General features: G+C 37.2%; 13 protein-coding genes, 1 tRNA gene and 1 pseudogene. 10 read left to right on the top strand and 5 right to left on the bottom strand.

The window, feature by feature from the left end; translation table 11 throughout:
* Positions 1-253 precede the first annotated feature (253 nt).
* Positions 254-3,394 carry a SusC/RagA family TonB-linked outer membrane protein gene (locus tag BLR60_RS05305; protein ID WP_090497542.1) on the top strand — a complete coding sequence of 1,047 codons (3,141 nt, stop codon included), beginning with the start codon at positions 254-256 and terminating at the stop codon, positions 3,392-3,394.
* Between the two features lie 21 nt (positions 3,395-3,415).
* Positions 3,416-4,870 (top strand): SusD/RagB family nutrient-binding outer membrane lipoprotein, encoded by a 1,455-nt coding sequence (locus tag BLR60_RS05310; RefSeq protein ID WP_090497544.1) that lies wholly within the window; start codon positions 3,416-3,418, stop codon positions 4,868-4,870.
* Between the two features lie 204 nt (positions 4,871-5,074).
* Here BLR60_RS05310 and BLR60_RS25405 read toward each other — a convergent pair whose 3' ends face one another.
* Complete coding sequence (locus tag BLR60_RS25405) at positions 5,075-5,158, bottom strand: transposase (RefSeq protein ID WP_090497546.1); 84 nt, start codon at positions 5,156-5,158, stop codon at positions 5,075-5,077.
* A gap of 556 nt (positions 5,159-5,714) precedes the next feature.
* On the opposite strand from BLR60_RS25405, the gene BLR60_RS05320 reads away from it, so the two are divergent.
* The 3 genes from BLR60_RS05320 to BLR60_RS05330 are packed head-to-tail and all read left to right on the top strand — an operon-like array spanning position 5,715 to position 11,336.
* Complete coding sequence (locus BLR60_RS05320) at positions 5,715-8,861, top strand: SusC/RagA family TonB-linked outer membrane protein (RefSeq protein ID WP_090497549.1); 3,147 nt, start codon at positions 5,715-5,717, stop codon at positions 8,859-8,861.
* Positions 8,862-8,886: 25 nt separating this feature from the next.
* Positions 8,887-10,395, top strand: coding sequence for a SusD/RagB family nutrient-binding outer membrane lipoprotein (locus BLR60_RS05325; RefSeq protein WP_090497551.1), 1,509 nt, complete (start codon positions 8,887-8,889; stop codon positions 10,393-10,395).
* Positions 10,396-10,409: 14 nt separating this feature from the next.
* A complete protein-coding gene (locus BLR60_RS05330; RefSeq protein WP_090497553.1) occupies positions 10,410-11,336 on the top strand; it encodes a DUF1735 domain-containing protein in 927 nt (308 codons plus the stop codon).
* A gap of 124 nt (positions 11,337-11,460) precedes the next feature.
* Here the strand turns inward: BLR60_RS05330 and BLR60_RS05335 are convergent, their stop codons facing one another.
* Positions 11,461-12,162 (bottom strand): hypothetical protein, encoded by a 702-nt coding sequence (locus tag BLR60_RS05335; protein ID WP_143009034.1) that lies wholly within the window; start codon positions 12,160-12,162, stop codon positions 11,461-11,463.
* A 523-nt stretch (positions 12,163-12,685) separates the two neighbouring features.
* Here BLR60_RS05335 and BLR60_RS05340 point away from each other — a divergent pair.
* Positions 12,686-15,853 carry a SusC/RagA family TonB-linked outer membrane protein gene (locus tag BLR60_RS05340; protein ID WP_090497557.1) on the top strand — a complete coding sequence of 1,056 codons (3,168 nt, stop codon included), beginning with the start codon at positions 12,686-12,688 and terminating at the stop codon, positions 15,851-15,853.
* A 17-nt stretch (positions 15,854-15,870) separates the two neighbouring features.
* Positions 15,871-17,361: a RagB/SusD family nutrient uptake outer membrane protein gene (locus BLR60_RS05345; protein ID WP_090497559.1), complete on the top strand. Its 1,491-nt coding sequence runs from the start codon at positions 15,871-15,873 to the stop codon at positions 17,359-17,361.
* A 69-nt stretch (positions 17,362-17,430) separates the two neighbouring features.
* Here the strand turns inward: BLR60_RS05345 and BLR60_RS05350 are convergent, their stop codons facing one another.
* Positions 17,431-17,838 carry a DoxX family protein gene (locus BLR60_RS05350; protein ID WP_090497561.1) on the bottom strand — a complete coding sequence of 136 codons (408 nt, stop codon included), beginning with the start codon at positions 17,836-17,838 and terminating at the stop codon, positions 17,431-17,433.
* Between the two features lies 1 nt (position 17,839).
* Positions 17,840-18,739, bottom strand: a complete 900-nt coding sequence (locus tag BLR60_RS05355; protein WP_090497563.1) for a S66 peptidase family protein — start codon at positions 18,737-18,739, stop codon at positions 17,840-17,842.
* 40 nt (positions 18,740-18,779) lie between these two features.
* Between BLR60_RS05355 and metG the strand changes: the two genes are divergently transcribed.
* Positions 18,780-20,888 (top strand): methionine--tRNA ligase, encoded by a 2,109-nt coding sequence (metG, locus tag BLR60_RS05360; RefSeq protein WP_090497565.1) that lies wholly within the window; start codon positions 18,780-18,782, stop codon positions 20,886-20,888.
* Between the two features lie 83 nt (positions 20,889-20,971).
* Here metG and BLR60_RS05365 read toward each other — a convergent pair whose 3' ends face one another.
* Positions 20,972-21,694: an SDR family oxidoreductase gene (locus BLR60_RS05365; RefSeq protein WP_090497567.1), complete on the bottom strand. Its 723-nt coding sequence runs from the start codon at positions 21,692-21,694 to the stop codon at positions 20,972-20,974.
* A gap of 368 nt (positions 21,695-22,062) precedes the next feature.
* Here BLR60_RS05365 and BLR60_RS25410 point away from each other — a divergent pair.
* Positions 22,063-22,233, top strand: a pseudogene (locus tag BLR60_RS25410) (GIY-YIG nuclease family protein); the annotation flags it as partial.
* Positions 22,224-22,295, top strand: a tRNA-Arg gene (locus BLR60_RS05375). The pseudogene BLR60_RS25410 and the gene BLR60_RS05375, both read left to right, overlap by 10 nt.
* Positions 22,296-22,320: the final 25 nt, after the last annotated feature.

Below are 22,320 nucleotides of genomic sequence, written 5' to 3' on the forward strand. Positions count from 1 at the left end.
CATAATTTTGTTGACTGTATAGTTTTGACTCTTTTTAGCTGATTTTAAGCAATATATGGCTTTTAAAGTTAAAATCCAAGTGTTTTTTAAGATTCTGTATGGACTAAAATTATAATATGTCTTTTTAATAATGCATATTGTTTGTCAATTTTAAGTCATTATACCTGTAGATTTAGTTAAATTTTGTTAAATTATTGCTGATCTCCATTATATTTAGGGCTCAAAATAATAATCATTTTTTAACTTAAATTTCATGAAAAAACTTCTACAAAGTTTGTTCGTACTTTTGTTTTTTGCATCTGCCGCAATTGCTCAAGATAGAACAATTACTGGTACGGTTACTTCTTCGGATGACAAATTGCCTATCCCCGGAGTTAGCGTAAAAGTAAAGGGTACACGATCAGGTACCATTACAGATTCAAATGGTAAGTATTCTGTTTCAGTTCCTTCGGGTTCAACTATTTTAGATTTCTCTTATATCGGTTATTCAACTCAAAGCAAGAGTATTGGTACTGAATCGGTCATTAATGTTGTGATGATGTCGGATTCAAAAGCGTTAAGTGAAGTGGTAGTAACAGCACTAGGAATTTCGAGGGAAGCTAAGTCTTTGGGATACAGTGCTTCTGTAATTAAAAGCGATCAATTGACTGATGCCAGATCGACAAATGTTCTTAACTCTTTAGCTGGTAAAGCCCCTGGGGTGAGAATAAATTCTCAATCAGGTACTTTAGGTGGCTCAACGAAAGTTGTAATTAGGGGTGTTAACTCTTTGGGTGTTAACTCTCCATTATTTGTAATCGATGGGGTGCCTGTTACAGATGGCACATCAGCTGGAGGTACAGCTGCAAATAATGTTGACTTTGGAAATAGAATTGGTGATTTAAGTTCCGATGATATTGAGTCAATGACAATTTTAAAGGGAGCTGCCGCAACGGCTCTTTATGGCTCAAGAGCAAAGGATGGCGCTATAATTATAACCTCCAAAAGAGGTACAAATAGCTCAAGAACATCTATTAGTGTAAATTCATCTGCGCGTTTTGAGAATCCATTGGTACTACCTGAATTTCAAAATGAGTATGCTCAGGGTATCTATAACACAACAACAAAGACTTATGATTACGGTTTGAAATATTCAAATGGATGGGGTCCAAAAATCGCTGATGTTCAAAATCAAAAATTTCAGGATTTCTTGGGCCGTCAGGTTACTTTACAGGCCTATCCAAACAATGTAAAAGATTTTTTTAACACCGGAGCATCATACACTAATAACGTTTCAATTGCTGGAGGTGGCGATAATTCAGATTATAGACTAAGTTTTACAAGTGTAAATGAAAAGGGTATTATTCCTGAATCAAAACTAGGTAAATATAATTTTTCCGTTAACGCAGGTAGGAAATTTAGTGATAAGTTATCATCTAGATTTGTTGCTAGTTACACAAGAATAAATGCTGACGGCCGTCCATCACAAAGTTCAAATAACACTAATGTTATAACGTCAGCTATATACGGATTACCTCGTGTGGTTGATATTAATGATGTAAGAGATAATGTGATAGATGCAAACGGTAAACAAATTTTCTTAACTACAGATAGAACTGGCAATAATCCATATTGGATTATGAATTATAATAGAACCTCAAATACAGTAGATAGATTTTTAGGATCCTATACTTTTGAGTATAAACCATTCTCATGGATGACTGTTAGTAATGTTCTTGGTGGTGATATCTACACAGAAAAAAGAGCTAGTGTAACACGTAAAGGTACAGCTGGAATAAATAACGGAGCTTTCACCAATACCGATATTTTTCAAAGACAAATTAATGATGATCTCCTAGTTTCAATGGAGCAAAATAATTTAATAAAAGACTTTAAATTTAAATTGGTAGTTGGTGGTAACATTAATGAACGTTCAAGTCAAAGTACTGTTGTTAATGCAACGGATCTAACTATTGATCAATTGTATAATTATTCCAATGCCGTTAAAGCAGTCCCAAGTTTAGGATATAGTAAAAGACGTTTAATGGGTTTATATGGTTCATTAAGTGTGAGTTATAAAGATTTTCTATATTTAGATGTAACAGGTAGAAACGATTGGACATCTACATTACCTGTTAATAATCGCTCATATTTTTATCCGTCTGTAAGTGGTAGTTTCATATTTACAGAATTATTAAAAGATCAAAATTTGGATTGGCTATCATATGGTAAATTACGAGCGAGTTGGGCTTCTGTTGGAAGTGATTTATTGCCTTACAAACTAGATTTTCAATATGATCCAGTTACCACGATCTTTTTACAATATGTAGGTGCTCAAACAGCAATTTTTCCTATTGGCAATATTTCTACAGCATTTTCTGGTCCTAGAATTCTTCCTAATGCTGCCCTTGTACCAGAAAAACAGAATTCATATGAGTTTGGTACTGAATTGAAATTTTTGAAAAACAGAATTGGTCTTGATTTCTCTTATTATAATACACGTACTAAAAATCAATTGATTGATATTGATGTTGCAATATCTACAGGTTATTTTGCGAAAACAGTAAACGTTGGAGCAATTAGAAATAGAGGAATTGAACTCGCTTTAAACTTAGTACCGCTTAAGGCTAAAGATTTTTCTTGGGATATAACTGCGAATTTCTCAAAAAACAAACAGGTTGTTGAGGCATTGGCTCCAGGCTTGAATCAATATAGCTTATCAAGTGGATGGAGCGGTTTGCAGATTAAAGCAGAGGTAAATCAAAGCTTTGGTCTTTATGGTTTAGATTGGCAAAAAGATCCAAATGGAAATATTGTTATTGATGCTGCAAGTGGATTGAAAATACCATCAGCTTCAGCACAGCGTTTGGGTAATATTTATCCAGATTGGATGCTTGGTTTAAACAATCAATTTAGATATAAAAACTTTAGTTTAAGTGGCTTAATTGACTTTAGACAAGGTGGTGTATTTTATTCTGGAACTGTTGCAAATTTAAGGACCAGTGGCTTGGCCATTGAAACAGGTGGAGATAGAACACCGATTGTTGATAAAGGTGTTAATTTGGTTAATGGTCAATATGTGACCAATACAACTGCAGTTAGAAGTATGCAAGACTACTGGGGAAATGAAGCAGCGGTTGCAAATACTATAGGTAATATTTTTGATGCTTCTTATGTTAAATTAAGAGAAGTAAGGTTCTCATACGCAATTCCTGCAAATTTGCTTAAGAAAACAGTTTTTAAATCAGCAGAGATAGGTGTAGAAGGAAGAAATCTATGGTTGATCAAGAGTCACGTACCTCACGTAGATCCAGAAATGAACTTTTTTGGAGCAGGTGTTGTCGGTGAAGGCGTAGAATTCAATAGTATTCCTTCAACAAGGTCATTTGGTTTCAATTTAAGATTTGGACTGTAATCAATTTAAAAAAGAAATATCATGAAAATGAAACATAAAATTATATTATTTTTACTCCTTGTCTCGGTTGGTGGGGTTTCATGTAAAAAGTATTTAGATATAAATAGTAATCCCTTAAGTTCTTTAACTGTAGAACCAAAGCTGCTTTTTGGTTATGCTATTACTGCTTGGGATGCTAATAAAAATAGTGGTGATGCCTGGCTTCCTATAGGTCTTTTTGGTCAGACAATAGCCAGTGGTGGTGATTATGGCTGGGGAAAAGATAATGTGTATAACGTAAATGCCACCGCCCTTGGCAATACATGGAAAGTATACTATAGTACGGCTGGCAATAATCTTAAGTTGGCTATTAAAAATGCAGAAAGTGCAAATCCTGTTGATAACAATACAGCGGCACAATGCAAAATCATATTGGCGCAGATAATGTATGAGGCAACTACCTTATATGGTGATGTGCCTTATAATCAGGCCTTTGATCCTGATAAATTTCCTTATCCACAATATGATACTCAAAAAAGTGTTTTAGAGGCAGTGATTGCTCTGTTAGATGAAGCAAATGCACAAATTAATTTGACAAGTACTTTAAAACTTACAGATTATGATGTGTTTTACGCAGGAGATCTTAATAAGTGGAAAAAATTAGCCAATTCGATTAAGTTTAAAACCTTAATGGTAATGGTTGATAAAGATCCTTCAAAAGCCGCAGCCATTGGTCAGTTATTAGCCAATCCTTCTTCAATGATTTCAGCAGCAAACGAAAGTCAGCTAAGACCATATTACGGGACAACTAATAATGAAAATCCAAAATTTAGATTGTTTAACCGCTATACGAATGGAGAAAATCAGTGGTTTTTTGCTAATTCAAATGTGTTTGATTATATGTTTCCTAATGCAGCAGTTAGCGACCCAAGAATTCCCAGGTATTTTGACAAGGGAACTAATGCCACTTATAAAGCTATCGGTTCTGAGGTGACGGCTGATGAAACTGTCTCCTTAATTAGCGCATACCTTTACAGAAAAGATGCGCCTTCAGTTATTTTCTCTTATCAAGAATTATTGCTTTTAAAAGCTGAAGCCTATGCACGGGGTCTTGGAGTTTCTCAAAATCTGGCAACTGCTCAAGGCCTTTACAGAGAAGGTGTTATTCAGTCTTGTTTATTTTATGGTGTATCAAGTACTGATGCGAACAATTTTGTGAATACTACACTTCCGAATTTAACAATTACAAGTGATCCACTTAGACAGATTCATCTTCAACAATGGGTGGATTTAATGGATAGACCAATGGAGGCTTTTGTACAATGGAGAAGATCTGGGCCAGAAGGTAGTGAAGTTCCGGCTTTAACTTTGCCTATTGGTGCAACGTCAGGAGCATTAATTAGAAGGTATACATTATCATTAGATGAAGTTGCTGCTAATCCTAACATTCCTAATCCACAACCAAGATATTTCGACAAAATGTGGTTTGATTTGTAAATCCTTAAATTTTTGAAAAGAATAGGGTAATTTGTTTATAAATTGCCCTATTCTTTGTTACACCTTAAACTTAATTTAAGGCGGATTCGACTTATGTAGCTAGTTTTAGCTGGCGTAGGTTATCAAAATAATATTGAATGACGGCTTTTTAGAAGATAAAATATACCACACTATTGCACAGATTAATTGAGCAAAGTTTCCTGATCAGCCGTGACTTGTACGCTGCAGCTTACAGATATTCTTAATTTCATCATTTATACATTCTATTATAGCTCTTTTCCTGAGCATAAGATAGTGATAGCTTTAGGTTGACGATTATCATATTTATCTCTGACACTTACTTTGTCGCGATCTAATTCCATCTCTCAAAAGCATATTAGCCAGAACTCTGTACACTTTTCTTATATCGCCTATTAGCTCACCTAATACATCTTGTAAATTCTTCAGTTACCGATCTTCAAATTTCCTTTTTTTACTTCGCTGTATTAATCATGGCTACATAATCCACATGAAAATTTCAGCGAGATCTGTAAATGATCGTCGAGTCATTTACTCATTATATCATGGTTGACGGAATAGTATTTGGTCTGGCATCTGGTTCTGATTAATTTACGCTTTTATTCCAATAAGTTTTAACGAAAAACAGGGTTACAATGCTAAAATCTCAACCAATATTCAACTAAAAAATTAGTTTTCAAATTGATTAGGCTGCTTTTTTTTACGTGTGGACAGTTTTTTTAAAAAAAACAAAATAAGTGTTAAAAAATGTTAAAGAATATTTGGTGTTATAGCTAACTAACTATACATTAGCGCTAATTATCATTAACTAACCTATTTTCAAATTATGAAAAAACTTCTACAAAGTTTGTTCGTTCTAATGCTTTGCGCTTTTTCAGCGTTTGCCCAAGAAAGAACAATATCAGGTACAGTTACATCATCAGACGACAAATTGCCGATCCCAGGTGTAAGTGTAAGAGTAAAAGGTACCCAGGCTGGTACCGTTACAGATGCAAGCGGAAAGTATTCCATCAAAACTTCATCTGCGTCAGCAATCTTAGAATTTTCTTACATTGGCTACGTGCTTCAAAGCAGAGTTGTCGGTACTTCAACTTCCATTAATGTGGCTTTGGTTTCCGATTCAAAAGTTTTAACAGAAGTAGTTGTAACAGCATTAGGTATTACAAGACAAAAGAAAGATCTTGGATATGCTGCAACAACAGTGACCAGTAAAGAGATTACTCAGGCCAAGGCAGTTAATGCTGTTAACGGTTTACAGGGTAAGGTTTCTGGTATGAATGTTACTTCAACTAATAGCGGGGTTTTCGAAAACGTAAAGATCAATCTTCGTGGTATACGTTCCCTAACAGGAAATAATAATCCGTTATTATTGCTGGATGGTGTTCAGTCAGATATCAACTATCTTTCGTCTATAAATCCGAACGATATCGAATCAGTAAACGTATTAAAAGGTTCTGCGGGTGCGGCACTTTATGGACCAGATGCCAGAAACGGTGTAATTGTTGTAACAACTAAACAAGGTTCAAAAGACGAAAAACCAGTAATTACTTTAAGTAACTCAACACAGTTTACTCAGATTTCATTTTTCCCTAAGTTTCAAGATAAATTTGGTTTAGGTGGTGCTGGAGAATATATTCCTTACGAAAACTGGTCATGGGGACCTGCATTTGATGGTTCTACAGTAGATGTTGGGCATACATTGCCAGATGGAAGTATTCAAACAGTACCTTATAGCCCTACAGACGAGCGTAAGAAATTTTTCGATACTGGTGTTACCATGCAAAATGATGTTTCATTTGCCACAAAAGAATTTTATTTAAGTTTCCAGGATGCTAATATTAAAGGTATTGTTCCTGATGATAAAAACAGAAGAACTGGTGTTAGACTTAACGTGTCTAAGGAATACGGTAAATTCAAAGTAGCATTCAAAACAAACTATAGCCAACAAAACTATAATGTTTTTGATGATGCAGCAATGTCAACTTACAACAGTAACAATAATGTAGGATTAAATGGTGGATTGATGAATTTGATTTTCAATACACCAGCATTTGTTCCATTAACATCTTACAAAGATTTTACAGGTAATAAATTTGCTACTTATAATAACTACTTTACCGATTATGGTTTAAATCCATACTTTGCTATCGATAACTGGAGAAAAGAAGGTAAGAGAGCAGATTTAATCTCTAGTGTGGATCTAAATTTTAAAGCTACAGATTGGTTAAACATTACTTACCGTGCGGCAATAACTTCTCAGACCATTAATGAAAGAAGAAGCTCAAAAGGCGAAGTGCCTAATGCATACGGATTGGGAAGATCTTTTAAACTGATCCCGGGAGCCATTGAAGAAAGGTCTTTCAGCAATACCCGTTTATCTTCAGAAGCATTTGCATCTGTTAACAAACAGTTAGGAAGCGATTTTAAATTAACAGCTATTGTAGGTACTTATCTTCGTCAGGATGAAGGACGGGATAATAGAATAGGTGCGTCAAGCTTAGTAGTTCCTGAATTATTTAACGTTGCAAACCGTGTAGGTTTGTTAACAGGTACTTCACCATATCAAAAATCAAGATTATTAGGTGTTTATGGTAGTGCAGGTTTGAGCTATAAAGGTTGGGCAAATATTGAATTTACAGGGCGTAATGACCAAACTTCAGTTTTAGCTACAGAAAATAACTCATTCTTCTATCCAGGAGTAAGTGGTGCTGTAGTTTTAACAGATGCTATTGAGGCATTAAAAAATAATAAAATTCTCTCTTATTTAAAGCTAAGAGCGGCTTACAATAAAACAGCAAACGCTGATATTGCCCCTTATTTATTAGCAGCAACATTCTCTCAAACTGCTGGTTACCCTTTTGGAACCTTACCTGGCTTTACGGCAAACAATACCACTTATGATGCTTTGTTAAAGCCTGAATTTATCAAAAGCTTCGAGGCGGGCGCTGAGCTTGGTTTCCTAAATGGAAGAATTGGTGTAGAAGCAACTTACTTTAACCAAAAAATGACTGACCAGATTATTCCGATAAACGTATCAGCTACTACTGGTTATACACTTGCAAACGTAAATGCATCTTCATTTAATAATAAAGGTGTTGAGTTAGACCTGAAACTTACCCCATTGGTAGATTTAGGCGAAGTTAGGGTTAATTTCAGAGCAAATGCAACGTATAATACAACAGAAGTTACCAAAGTTTACGAAGGATTACCTGAGGTATTAATTGGTGGATACACGAATGGAGCAAACTATGTTGTTAATGGTTACCCTGCTTTTGTGATCAAGTCTACTGATTATGTTAGAGATCAACAAGGGCGAGTTGTTGTAGATGCTTCTACTGGTTTACCTACAGCGGATCCGCTTACCAAAATATTCGGACAGACCATGCCAAAATGGATTTTAGGTTTAAATCCGTCGGTAAGTTGGAAAGGTTTAAATGTTTCTGCTTTATTTGAATATAAGGGAGGGCATTATGCTTACCACGATATTGGCCAGGCAATGGCTTGGACTGGGGTAGGTTATGAAACGGCTAGTAACAACCGTCAACCATTTGTATTCCCGAACTCATCGATCAGAAATACTGATGGAAGCTATTCTCCAAACACCAATGTCACCATTAATAATAATGAAAACTTTTATACAGGTGTATACAGAACAGTTGGTACAAATTTCCTAACTAGTGCAGCATCGTGGAGATTACGCGAGGTTTCCATTGGTTATGAAATTCCAGTGAAAATTTTAGGAAATCAAAACGTAATTAAAGGTTTATCTGTAGCCCTTACAGGCAGAAATCTTGCTTTATGGTTACCTAAGACAAATATTTACACTGACCCTGATTTTACTTACACTGATACAAATACATCGTTCGGTGCTGGAACTTCTGGAACAGCAACAAGTAACCGTAATGGTATCAGCGATTCTAGTATCAACCCTCCAACCCGTAATTTTGGTGGTAACATCACGATAACTTTTTAATAGAGTAAATAAAGAGATAAGAAAAATGAAAAAGATTATATATGCTTCCATCCTGTCGTTACTGGTAATGGCTGGTTGTAAAAAAAGTTTCTTTGATATCAATCAAAATCCCAATGCTCCGGTAGAGGGGTCGGTTACCCCCGCGCTATTATTGCCTTCAACACTTTCACGTACTGCAGCTAAGATGGCAACTTCTTATAACTATGCTGCGTTATGGATGGGCTATTGGGCACGTTCTGGTACTTATGGACCGAGCACTGAGCAAGAGTCATACGCAATCACCACTACATTTGGTGCAACACAATGGACAAATGTAAACACAGGTTGGTACGATATTTTGTTTGACGCAGATATTATGGAAAAAAAGGGCACAGCTTCTGGGCAAACATTCTATGTTGGTGCTGCTAAAGTAATTAAGTCAATCGGTTTTATGTACCTGGTTGATCAATTTGGCAATGTTCCTTATTCAAAAGCTTTTGATTTCCAGAACAATATATTACCTACTTATGATAAAGGCGAAGATATTTACGCAAGTTTACTGGCTAAACTAGATGAGGCTGCAAAAACATTTGCAGCCATCTCAAGCACAAGTGCTGAAATAAAAGCAGCAGATATTATGTTTAAAGGTGATGTAACCAAGTGGAGAAAGTTAATTAATACCCAACGCTTAAAGTTATTAATTCACCAGTCAGAATATTTAAGTGCAGCTGCTGTTACAACTGAGATTGCTAAAATTACCGCAGATGGTAGTGGTTTTATTACTGCAGGCAATAGCGCAAGTGTAAACCCAGGATATGCTGTTGCAAAAGATCAACAAAATCCATTTTGGGGTGCTTATAAAACAACAGAGCTTGGGGCTGTGGTAGATGATTACAATCGTGCGAATAATTATATTTTGAATAAATTCAGGAATAATGATGACATCCGCTATCAATATGTATTCAGCAAAGCTGCTACACCATTAAATGGTAACACTTATTATGGATATAATTATGGAGAAAGTATTCCTAATAGTGATCCAAAAGCAATTAACTCTTCCGATGTGGCAGGCCCAGGTTTAGCCAAAAGCCCTACTCAAGATCAGTGGGTGTTTACGTCGGTTGAAAGTCTCTTCCTACAGGCAGAGGCTATTCAGAGAGGTTGGATATCTGGCTCTGCTCAAAGTGCATATAATGCAGCTGTCACAGAGTCCTTTACTTGGTTAGGTGTTGCAGACGCGACAAATACGGCAACAACTTATTTAGCGCAAGCTAACCCTATAGTAAGCTGGACACTGGCAACTGATAAGATTAGATTAATTGACATGCAAAAGTATTTAGCTTTGATCGGGATCAATAATTTTGAGGCTTATGTTGATTATAGAAGACTAAGTGTTCCAGCAGATCTTCCGTTATCATTGTCTCCTAGCCGCGGTAGTAATATTATTCCTTCTCGTCTATTATATCCTCAAACAGAATATAATACCAATGCTGCAAACGTAGCTGCACAAGGAACAATTAACGCTCAAACTTCAAAGATTTTTTGGGATAAATAATTAATCAAACTGAAATGAAAAAATATTCAATCATATTATCCCTAGCGTTATTAACCATGGGATTATCATCATGTTTAAAAGATGATCTTGTAAGTGATCAAAAATATGGCATGATCAATGTTGATGCTGCTAAAGTTGCTCAGTTGCCAAGTGTATCAAGTGCATTTGCTTTGCTTTTGGAAAACAAAAGTACTAGTTTAAACTTTGTAGAAGTGAGTTTAGCACAGAGTGAACCAGCAGCAGAAGATGTAGTAGTTACTTTGAGTACAGATCAAACTGATGCAAAGGTTACAGCAAATAATAGTGATCCTAATAATAGTAAAATTGCGGCTTTCCCATCTAATAAATATACTTTACCTAACGGACTTAAAGTTACCATTCCCAAAGGTTCTAGATCGGGTTATCTTAAGCTAAATCTTAATCAGCAAGATCTAAGCCCGGCAACGCCATATGTATTGGCATTTAGAATTGTAAGTGTTGATAAACCAGAATACGTAATTAGTGGAAATTATAACACTAGCTTAGTAACGGTTTCGGCTAAAAATACTTGGGACGGTATTTACGCGATGAATGCAGGTAGTTCCGTACAGAGATATTCAGCTCCTGGCGTACCTACGGTAGGTGACGCTTTGAATGGTAGCCTTGCTGCTAATCCAGATTTAACTCTATCAACTGTAGATGCAACAACGGTATTGATCGCTAATCTTAGATGGGCTAATGGTAATGGTGTTGCAGGTATTGATAACCTTCAGGCTGTAATTGATCCGGCTACCAACTTAGTTACAATGAAAGCACTTGGTAATGCAACATTAAAAAATATACCAGGTAAGGATAATAAGTACGATCCTGCAACTAAAACGTTCACATTGAACTTTGATTGGAATCAAACAGCAGCACCTAGGGCTGTATCTTTAGTTATTAAATACAAAGCTAGTAGGTAATAAGAAAACATTATAAAAGTAATGCCCCCAATAGTTAAAGCTTTGGGGGCATTTTTTATTGAATAATTATAATTAAACCTAGTGTGTCTTTTAAGCCAATTTTATATAGATTTTTTTTGATTTGTTATAGAGTATTATAATAGTCGAACAACTTCGAAAGTTCGTCGTCTTTTTTTAGATTCAAATTGTTTTCGCTAATATAACTATTCAATTTCTGTTGTTTCGATTGTTCTAAAATTGACAACAGTTGTTTTTTGTCTTTCTTTACTTCAATAATTTTTTTATTGTTTTCCAAAAAAATAAAATAAGTATAAAACTTTTGCTTCTGTTTTACACTATAAATGGAGCCCGCGGGTCTTTCATCAATTATTTTAATCTGAGTTTTCTTTAAAAGTGTCGCATTTCCGTCTGAAAGAACTTCATAAAATGTAGATGCGTCTCCTCCAGCTATTGATGGGAATCCGTTTTTAAATTTTTTTACATTTGAGCGTCCTGTCTCAGTTGGTAAATTAATGGAGAATTCCTTTACCCCAAGTTTAAACACCTGTGGTTTATCGTTTTCAGATTTAAATATCGGTCTGTTATTCGCTATATCATAAATTAAATCTAGGTTGCGATAGATAGAATCATTACTTAGTTTAACGGCCCCCTTATTCCAGGTAGAGGCTAACCAGTCCTGATTTGTTTTGTCTGTGCTTATTTTTCCAGAATAGTTAACGTCATTGTTAGCTAAGGTAATCTCAGTGCCTACCTGAGCTTGACTACTAAAATAAGATGCAGTAAGAATAGATGATAATAAGATAGTTTTTTGAAAGAGATTTTTCATGTTCAAATGCTTTTTTATAAATTTAAGAATAATCATATCTTTTTACTATTAAAAGCAAATCATATTTATAAAAACTGAATCTGCTCGTGTTAATCGTGTTAGTTTAGTATTTTCTGCCTTAAAATATTTATAGGATGATTTGGATCAGCCATAAAAAATCGTGGTTGATTTAGGTGTATTTTTACTGAAGAGTTGATGGAAGATTGCTTTAAAGTGAATCTTCAATTTGTTAACTTTGGCTGAATCTGTTTAGTCTTTTACCAATCTAATGGCAACATTTAATGAGTTTTTCTTTTGCTTTTGAAAAGAAATCAAAAACTTAGCCTGTCATATCACTAAAATGCAAGCTTTCTGTACCAGACGGTTATATATTTAAACATAGGCATAATTTATTTTGTCTTCTGATATCAACTATATAGTTCGTTTGAAGTCAAAGTAAATTATAATAAATTTTTAGTGTAATATTTGCATTACAGAATACTAAATTATATCTTGTAATATTATTAACTAAACTAAACTTTTTATGAAAAAACTTCTACAAAGTTTGTTCATATTGTTGTTTATTGCCACCTCGGCAATAGCGCAAGAAAGAACAATCACAGGTACAGTTACGGGAAAGGATGATGGGATGCCGCTCCCGGGTGTAAGTGTTAAAATTAAAGGTGCATCCGGTGGAACCATAACGGGTGCAGACGGAAAATATTCCATTAGAGTCCCTCAACAAGCTACAGCCTTAGAATTTTCTTACATTGGCTATATTGCCCAGTCAAGGGTGATAGGTGGAGGGGCGACAATTAATGTTGCCTTGGTGAGTGACTCGAAAACATTAACCGATGTTGTGGTTACTGGTTATGGTGTAACTAAGAAAAAAGACTTCACCGGCGCTGCGGCAACAGTAAAAGGTGATGACCTTAAAGATAAACCGGTACAAAGTTTTGTGCAGGGCTTAACTGGGCAAGCTGCAGGGGTTAGCATCATCCAGCCGAATGGTTTGTTAAATAACCCGCCTGTTATTCGCGTAAGGGGGGTAAGTTCAATCTCATTAAGTTCTTTTCCTTTGGTTGTGGTTGATGGTATCCCTTTCCCTACTGGCGATGCATCGGTGAACTCTGCAACAAACAATCCACTAGGCGATATCAATCCGGCAGATATCGAAACGATTGATATCTTAAAAGACGCAGCTTCTACGGCGCTTTATGGTTCAAGGGCAGCTGCTGGTGTATTGGTTATTACTACTAAAAAAGGAAAGAGCGGCGATGCCAAAATTACTTATGATGGATGGTATGGTGTAAACAATGCGGTACGCTTGCCAGAGCTGTTAAATGCACAGCAATATATGGACAGTAAGAATACAGCCATTGCAAATGCGCTGGTGCTAAATCCAAATGCAGTACCGGCATCTCAAAGAGACGCCAATAATAAGAGTTTCTTTCCAAGTTATAATGCCGATGGTTCTCTGGTTGATACAAAGTGGTACGATGAGGTTTATAGAACAGCCAGGTCTCAAAATCACAACGTAACGCTAAGTGGTGGTACAGCTAAAACAACTTACTATTTGTCTGGCGGTTTGTCAGATCAGGATGGTTTCTTAAAAAATAACACATTCAAAAGGTATGCGGCCCGCCTAAATGCGACACATAAAGCTACAGATTGGTTAAGCCTAAGCATGAATGTGAGTTATAACAATAGCATTAACAAGGCGCCAAATAGCGGATCTGCTCCAGGCGCAGCATTTAACTCTTCAGGGTTAGGCCGTATCGCTATCGCTATTGCCCCAAATGTACCGGTATATAATGCCAATGGCGGTTACAATATTTCTGCTAATAATGTGGGTAATGGTGCTAACCTGATCACCAGTACATGGGCTCACCCAACTGTATTGGTAGACAAAGATATAAACAGCTCGGAGAATAACAGGTTCTTAACTAATCTGGGAGCAGACCTTAAAATTATTGATGGCTTAAACTTCAGGACCAACTTCTCTTGGGAAAGAGCTAATACTGAAAATATCCAATTCTGGAATCCTATTCAAGGGGATGGTTATTCTTATAATGGCTATGCTTATAACAACGCTGCAAGAAGAAATAACTGGAACTGGATAAATACCTTGCAATATATGAAGACCTTTGATGGAGCACATAACTTGAGCTTGACCATTGGTAGTGACGTTCAAAATACCAGAACAACAAACTGGGGGGCAATCCGTCAAGGATTAGGAGATCCAACTTTCTTCAATCAATTTCAGGGAACATTTACGACCAATGTTCCAGGCGGAAATAGTATCAATGAAATCGCATTTCAGGCATATTTGGCCAGTGTGAACTATAATTATAAAGGAAGGTATTTTTTAAGTGGGAATTTTAGAAGAGATGGTAACTCTGCTTTGTCAGCAAATAATAAATGGGGTAATTTTGGTGGTGGATCTGTAGGGTGGACAATATCTGAAGAAGAATTCTTTAAAAATGCTTCGTTAAGCAAAACGATCAACTCTTTAAGGTTAAGAGCCAGTTATGGGCGTGTAGGTAATGGCAATGTGCCTGCTTACAGCGAATATACGACTTATAGCCCAGGCCTTTATGGAGTTACGCCGTTTGCATGGATTTTCGGTCAGGCTGGGAACAAAGAGCTGAAGTGGGAAACAAGTAATCAATTGGATATCGGTTTAAACCTGGCTTTGTTTAATAACAGGTTGACTTTTGAAGCTGACTATTTCAAAAAAAACATCAACAATTTATTACTTAATGTACCGCAAGCACTTTCAAAAGGTATCCCGAACGATCCCGCGGGAACAATTTTGGCTAACGTTGGATCAATGTATAATAAAGGTTTTGAGTTTGCTTTGGGCGGTACACCGGTTAAAACAGCTAAATTTTCTTGGACCGCTAATTTAAACTTAACCACTATTAAAAACGAAGTAACGGCTTTAGATCCGAACGTATCACAGATTATCGGTACCACTGGCGGTCTTGAATCAGCGAGCGTAACTAAGGTAGGCGAATCAATTGGTAGTATTTATGCTGTTAAAACAAATGGTGTTAATCCTGCTAATGGTAGAAGGATTTATATTAATGCTGCAGGTCGTGAGATTCAATACCAGCACTTTGGTGGTGCCAATGCATGGACTTATTTAGATGGTACACAGGCTCCTTCTCCTGCAGGTGATGCTCAGGTAATTGGTGGTACGCTGCCTAAGTGGTACGGTGGTTTCAATAATACTTTAAATTATGGAAACTTCGACTTAAACGTAATGTTTACCTTCTCTGGTGGAAACTATATTTACAATGGTACCCGTGCCGGACTTTTAGATCAACGTGTTTGGAACAACTCGACTGAAGTACTGAATGCATGGACAACGCCAAACCAACAGACAAATATCCCAAGGGTGGTTTATGGAGATAATGTTTCAAATGGTTCATCATTTGCAATTGATGCAAACGTAGAGAAAGGCGATTTCTTGCGGCTGCAGGCAGCAACCCTGGGTTATCGCATTCCAAAAGATATTTTTGGTAAATCAGGCATTAACAGTATCAGGGTTTACGCATCGGTAAACAATGCTTTCCTGATTACAAAATATACTGGTGTAGACCCGGAAATATCAACAAATGGAAATAGTAACCTTGCAAGTGGCGTTGAACGTAACTCTATTCCACAGGGCAGATCATTTACATTCGGTATCAGTTTAGGCTTATAATATTAATTATCACATTCATGAAATTATTTCATATCAAAACATATCAATTGAAGTTAGCTACTGCAGCTATACTGGCAATACCCTTAATTGGAAGCATTTCATCCTGCAAAAAAGAATTTTTAGAAAAAGTTCCGGAACTAACACTTCCTGATCAAGATGCATTTGCAAACCCAACAAGAATATTAGGTCAGGTAAATGGATTATATTCTTCGTCAAAAGCAGGTTCGTTATTTGGCGGAAGGTACCTTATATATAACGATATCAGGGCAGAAGAATTTGTTAATAGGACCGGAAATGTTGTTACAGGTTATGATGTTTATCAGGGAACCAATAACTCAACCAATACTTATGTTGCCAGCTTTTTTTCACAGGCATATCTAACAATCAACAGGGCAAATCTATTTTTAGATGGTCTCTCTAAGAACAGTACAGTTTTAACACCTGCCGTTAATGCGAACTATGCCGGTGAAGCCAAATTTATCCGAGCGTTAAATTATTTTGCGTTAATACAGATTTTTGCAAAGCCATATGTAACTGATAATGGTGCTTCAAGGGGACTGCCATTGCGTTTAACACCTGAAACATCGTTAGCGAACAATGCATTAAAAAGTAGTACAGTGGCCGCAGTCTATACGCAGATTTTAAAAGATTTGGATGAAGCTGAAGCCAGTTTGCCTGATACCTATAGTACACCTTTGTTGCGTACCACGCGGGCGCACAAGAATAGCGCTATAGCCTTGAAAACCCGTGTTTATCTTGCAATGGGTAATTACCTAAAAGTATTGGAAGAAGGAAATAAAATAGTGCCGCAGGCGGCGCCCTTTAAGAACGCAGCTAGAACTGCTCACGAACTACAGGCAAGCGTAGTAAGTGTTTTTCAATCTCCATTTACTACTTCCGAATCGATATTCTCTTTCCCAATGGCGGATACTAATGCACCAGGGACGCAGAACCAGCTTGGATATTATTATAGCTGGGCTGGAAATGGAAACCTGGAATATTCATTAAATAAGGCTGGCGCCGGTATTTATGCAGATCCTGCCTGGCCAACAAGCGATGCCAGAAAATCACTTTTAATACAGGATGCAACAATTTCAGGAGTATTACACTCTTATCCAATTAAATATGGAGCAGTATCTCCATTTATTGATTTTGTTCCGATGATTAGGTATGCAGAGGTATTATTAAACGTGGCCGAAGCCGAAGCGCTGGCCCCAGGAGGAAATCTTAGCCGTTCGAAAGCACTTTTACAAGCTGTTCGTACGCGTTCAGATGCGTCTTATGTTTACGGAGCATTGCTCACTCCAGCAGCATTAGAAGCCGCGATATTAAAAGAAAGAAGGATTGAGCTTCTGGCCGAAGGATTTAGGTATAATGATCTTGCCAGAAAAGCAGCTCCACTTCCATCATTCGGTGCCGGTGCATCTATTCCCGTTAACGATCAGCGCTACACATTCCCCATACCAATTGGAGAGTTAAATACAAATCCATTGGTTAATACGCTTTAATAAAAATCTGGTAAAAAAACGAGGCTGTCTTAAAACACAACCTCGTTTTTTTTTTGCTCTTGAAGTAGCCTATTTCTTATCGACACTATATTTCCCGGGGCCGATAAAAATCAACCCGATAAATACAATACCCAATTCAATGGCATGACTGGCACCCTGCAAACCTTCGCCCTGGCCAAAATGAACCAACGCAGCTATAATCATCGTAAAGACTAATAAGATCAATGCCGGGCGGAAAAATAAGCCTACAATCAAAAGAAAACCGCCAAAGGTTTCTGTGGCTGCTGCCATAAATCCCCAAAATATGGGCATAAAATTTATGCCGATTACTTTCATGCTTCCGCCTAAGCTAGTCCAGCCACTTGGTCCACCGGCAAGTTTCGGGAAACCATGAATAATAAACATGATCCCTAAACCAATACGGAGCACTAATAAGCCTGTATTGCGGTATTTTCCTAACTTGTCTAAAATTGCCATCTTATAAATATTTAAATTGAACGTTATTTGTTTCTACTTTTAAGTTCACCTCAGCACCTAAAACCATACTAAGGTTATTGTCGATATGTCCGGTTGGGAAATTAAAGCAGACCGGAAAACTATAATCTTTAACAATATCCCAAATCACTTCATCTGCAGTTTGCCCGAAAGAAATCTTTTCTTCTTCAATTTCTGTAAAGGCCCCAATAATCAGTGCTTTTAATTGTTTTAGTTTTCCTGCTCTTTTCAGCATACGCAACATTCTGTCGATGCCATATTCTTGTTCGCCTACATCCTCCAGGAAGAGGATTTTATCGGTAAAATCCATTTCCGAAACCGAACCCTGTACCATGGTAAGCAAACTTAAATTGCCGCCAATTAAAACTCCGGTTGCTGCTCCTGTCCTGTTTTTAGATAAGCTTTGATAAGAATAAGTCTGTTTCTCACCAAATAAAGCCTTTTGTAACGAAAGTAAAGCCTCGGGTGTAGATTCGTCAAATGTATAAGGCATTTGTGCGTGTATACATTGGCAATTGCAGTGCGCAACCAAATGTGATAGCAAAACGGTAATATCACTGAAACCCACCAACCATTTGGGGTTCTTGTTAAATTCAGTAAAGTCAAGGTCGTCAATAATCCGGATGATACCATAACCTCCACGTCCCGAAATGATTGCTTTTACAGATGGATCATCCAAAAAACGCTGAATATCTTTGGTTCTTAAAGTATCAGTCCCTGCAAATTGGTGGTGGCTGGCGTATACACTCTCTCCAATAACAACGTCCAGGCCCCAACTTTCCAATAATGTTATGGCATGGTCTATAGGTTTGGGTAATTTCTTTGCCGGACATACCAGCGCAATCTTATCTCCTTTTTTTAAATACGGGGGCTGTTTAATCATCTTCAAAACACTTATCTTTGCCAAATTAATAAAAATTGTTTTGGATAATAATAAAATAAAAAGATATACCGTAACTGCAGCGCTTCCGTATACCAACGGACCAGTTCATATTGGGCACCTGGCTGGTGTTTATATCCCTGCAGATATTTACGCCCGTTATTTAAGATCGAATAAACGCGATGTAAAATTCATCTGTGGATCTGATGAAAATGGTGTACCCATTACTTTAAAAGCCAAAAGAGAAGGAATTACACCGCAGGAAGTGGTAGATAAATACCACAAAATTATTGGCGATTCTTTTAAAGAGTTTGGCGTATCTTTCGATATTTATCACCGTACTTCATCGCTTACGCATCACCAAACCGCTGCTGATTTCTTCGAAACCCTTTACAATAAAGGTGTTTTTACCGAAGAGGTTACCGAGCAATATTACGATCCTACTGCAAAACAATTCTTGGCCGATCGGTACATTACCGGTACCTGCCCTAAATGCGGCAATGAAAATGCTTATGGCGATCAGTGTGAAAACTGCGGTTCTACATTGAATGCAACCGATTTAATTCATCCAAAATCTACCTTGTCAGGCGATAAGCCTATCTTAAAGGAGACTAAAAACTGGTTTCTGCCACTGGATAAGTACGAAGATCGTTTACGGACTTATATCGAAAGCCATAAAGAATGGCGCCCGAATGTGTACGGCCAATGCCAAAGCTGGTTAAATGCAGGTTTGCAGCCAAGGGCAATGACCAGAGATTTAGATTGGGGTGTACGTGTTCCGCTTCGTGATGCTGAAGGTAAAGTATTGTATGTGTGGTTTGATGCGCCAATCGGATATATTTCTGCAACCAAAGAGCTGTGTAACTATGCCAAGCTTGATGTGTGGAACCCAAAAGCAGAAGAATATTATATCAGCAATTACGAAAATGACAAATGTGGTTGGGAAGAATACTGGAAAAGCGACGAAACCAAGTTGGTGCACTTTATCGGTAAAGATAATATCGTTTTCCATTGCATTATTTTCCCTGCGATGTTAATGGCGCATGGTGAATATACTTTGGCCGATAATGTGCCGGCAAACGAATTCTTAAACCTGGAAGGACAAAAAATCTCCACGTCTAAAAATTGGGCCGTTTGGTTGAATGAATATTTAAGAGAGTTTGAAGGAAAACAAGATGTACTGCGTTATGTATTAACCGCAACAGCGCCCGAAACTAAGGACAATGATTTTACCTGGAAAGATTTTCAGGCCAGAAATAATAATGAGCTGGTAGCCATACTGGGTAATTTTGTAAACCGGGTGGTGGTGCTTACGCATAAATATTTCGATGGTTCGGTACCAACCTGTATGGAAATTACTGAGGTAGATCAGGCTGTTATTGACGAACTGGCCGGTTATCCGGCTAAAATTGCCGCATCTATAGAGAACTACCGCTTTAGAGAGGCTTTATCAGAAGTAATGAACGTTGCCCGTTTAGGGAATAAATACCTGGCCGAAACCGAGCCCTGGAAACTCATTAAAACTGACGAGGACCGTGTAAGGACAATCTTGCATATTGCGCTTCAAATTGCGGCCAATATTCAGATTTTAATTGAGCCTTTTATGCCTTTTACCGCAGAAAAGTTAATGAAGATGCTTAAAAATGGCGGCCATGATTGGGATGATGCAGGTACCGTTAACCTGTTAAAACGTGGTCATGATATTGGAGAAGCTGTGCTCTTATTTGATAAAATTGAAGATGCAGAAATCGATTTTCAGATCGAGAAACTGAATCAAAGCAAAGCCAGTAATGCAGCCAATAATGTTGTTGCTGCTCCGGCAAAAGAAAATATCCAGTTTGACGATTTTTCGGCAATGGATATCCGGGTTGCCACAATTGTAGCCGCAGAGAAGGTAGAAAAAACCAAAAAGCTGTTGAAGTTAACGGTGAATACAGGTATTGATGAGCGGACAGTGGTTTCTGGCATTGCCGAGTATTACAAACCTGAAAATATTGTAGGTAAACAGGTAAGTATGATAGTGAATCTGGCACCTAGAGAAATTAAAGGTATTTTATCTCAGGGCATGATTTTGATGGCCGAAAACGCAGAAGGCAAACTCACTTTTGTGGCACCTGTAGAAAAATTTCAAGAGGGCAGTGTAATCAGGTAATATGTACTTTTACTAAAAATATTAAGCCATTCGGGATTATTCGAATGGCTTTTTTTTATCCGGTGTAAGTCCTGTTTCTGACATTAGGGGTTCATCCGCTTAAAATAGGCGGCTATGGTTTCGTTGTTAGCTTCTGCTCTGTCTGTACTGGTGCCAAAAGTTAATTCTGTTTTGCCTTCTCCCATCTGCTCAAATACCGAGTCTACAAAGTCGCTTACCGATGGATATGCATCATGTAACCCTTTACCGCCCAATTCAGTATTTAAAGCTGGTGGAATCATTTCAATAACCTCGATATTAGAAGCTTTTAGGCTATGGCGTAGGGAAAGTGTAAAAGATCGCATAAATGCTTTAGTTCCACAGTAAACAGGCACTGCTGCTAAAGGCACAAATGCCAATCCCGATGTTACGTTAATAATGGTGTCTAACGAATTTAGCTGACTAAACAATTTTGTTAAATGGAGTGGTGCTAAAATATTCGTCGTAATTTCTGCGCCTGCCTTTTCGTAAAAATCGTTGTCGCTCATGTTCATCCAGTTCTGAATGCCGGCATTATTAACCAGTACATTTAAATCGGCATGATGTTCAGCAACCCAGTTGTACAGTTCAATCCGGTCTGCTTCAACAGCCAAATCGCATACTTTAGTGATAACCGAAGGTAGTTTTTCTGCGGCTTCTTTTAAAGCAGATGCTCTTCGTCCACAGATAATCACGGTATTGTTTTCACGGATAAACCTTTCAGCCAGTCCGAAACCAATCCCGGTTGCCCCTCCCGTAATCAGGATTTTATTTTTTGTTAGTTTCATATTCTTAATCAATTTAATAAAACAAAGATGAGGCTATTGAAATGATTTATTATGGTGAGTAGTACAGTTTTAATAACGCAACTAAAAAAATACCAGTTCGTCCGATAGAGGTCTGTTATCATTATTCTTTGCGTTTTTAAAGACAATTTCCTTCAGATAACTGCTTGTTAAAATGAATTCTCTTGCGACAAAACTTTTACTATATTTGCGCAACAAAATGGTCCCGTAGTTCAACGGATACCAGCCTGAACGACGTAATCGGGCAGGGAATAGAGGTTTTCTAAACTTTAGATATGAGTTACTTTGCCTATGTAATTAAAAGTGTACACTTTGATTATTTTTATAAATGACATTGTGAAGATTTAGATAAACGATTAAAAGAGCATAACGCAGGTAAGACGAAGTCAAATAAGGCTTATCTCCCCTTCATAATTTTTTATTATGAAGAATTCCCAACAAGGGATGAAGCAATTAAAAGAGAAAAATATTTTAAATCTGCTTCAGGAAGGCGATATTTGAAAAATAAAATGGTCCCGTAGTTCAACGGATAGAATAGAAGTTTCCTAAACTTTAGATATGAGTTCGATTCTCGTCGGGACCACTGCTTTAAACCCCCTTTAGATTCT

It is taken from the genome of Pedobacter terrae, assembly GCF_900100705.1.
Lineage (GTDB): Bacteria > Bacteroidota > Bacteroidia > Sphingobacteriales > Sphingobacteriaceae > Pedobacter > Pedobacter terrae.

Excerpts from the sequence above, each read along its gene's own strand:
- BLR60_RS05340 (WP_090497557.1), top strand. The coding sequence starts at position 12,686 with ATGAAAAAACTTCTACAAAGTTTGTTCATATTGTTGTTTATTGCCACC.
- BLR60_RS05330 (WP_090497553.1), top strand. The coding sequence starts at position 10,410 with ATGAAAAAATATTCAATCATATTATCCCTAGCGTTATTAACCATGGGA.
- BLR60_RS05365 (WP_090497567.1), bottom strand. The coding sequence starts at position 21,694 with ATGAAACTAACAAAAAATAAAATCCTGATTACGGGAGGGGCAACCGGG.
- BLR60_RS25405 (WP_090497546.1), bottom strand. The coding sequence starts at position 5,158 with ATGCTCAGGAAAAGAGCTATAATAGAATGTATAAATGATGAAATTAAG.
- BLR60_RS05345 (WP_090497559.1), top strand. The coding sequence starts at position 15,871 with ATGAAATTATTTCATATCAAAACATATCAATTGAAGTTAGCTACTGCA.
- BLR60_RS05335 (WP_143009034.1), bottom strand. The coding sequence starts at position 12,162 with ATGAAAAATCTCTTTCAAAAAACTATCTTATTATCATCTATTCTTACT.
- BLR60_RS05355 (WP_090497563.1), bottom strand. The coding sequence starts at position 18,739 with ATGATTAAACAGCCCCCGTATTTAAAAAAAGGAGATAAGATTGCGCTG.
- BLR60_RS05320 (WP_090497549.1), top strand. The coding sequence starts at position 5,715 with ATGAAAAAACTTCTACAAAGTTTGTTCGTTCTAATGCTTTGCGCTTTT.
- BLR60_RS05310 (WP_090497544.1), top strand. The coding sequence starts at position 3,416 with ATGAAAATGAAACATAAAATTATATTATTTTTACTCCTTGTCTCGGTT.
- BLR60_RS05305 (WP_090497542.1), top strand. The coding sequence starts at position 254 with ATGAAAAAACTTCTACAAAGTTTGTTCGTACTTTTGTTTTTTGCATCT.
- BLR60_RS05350 (WP_090497561.1), bottom strand. The coding sequence starts at position 17,838 with ATGGCAATTTTAGACAAGTTAGGAAAATACCGCAATACAGGCTTATTA.
- BLR60_RS05325 (WP_090497551.1), top strand. The coding sequence starts at position 8,887 with ATGAAAAAGATTATATATGCTTCCATCCTGTCGTTACTGGTAATGGCT.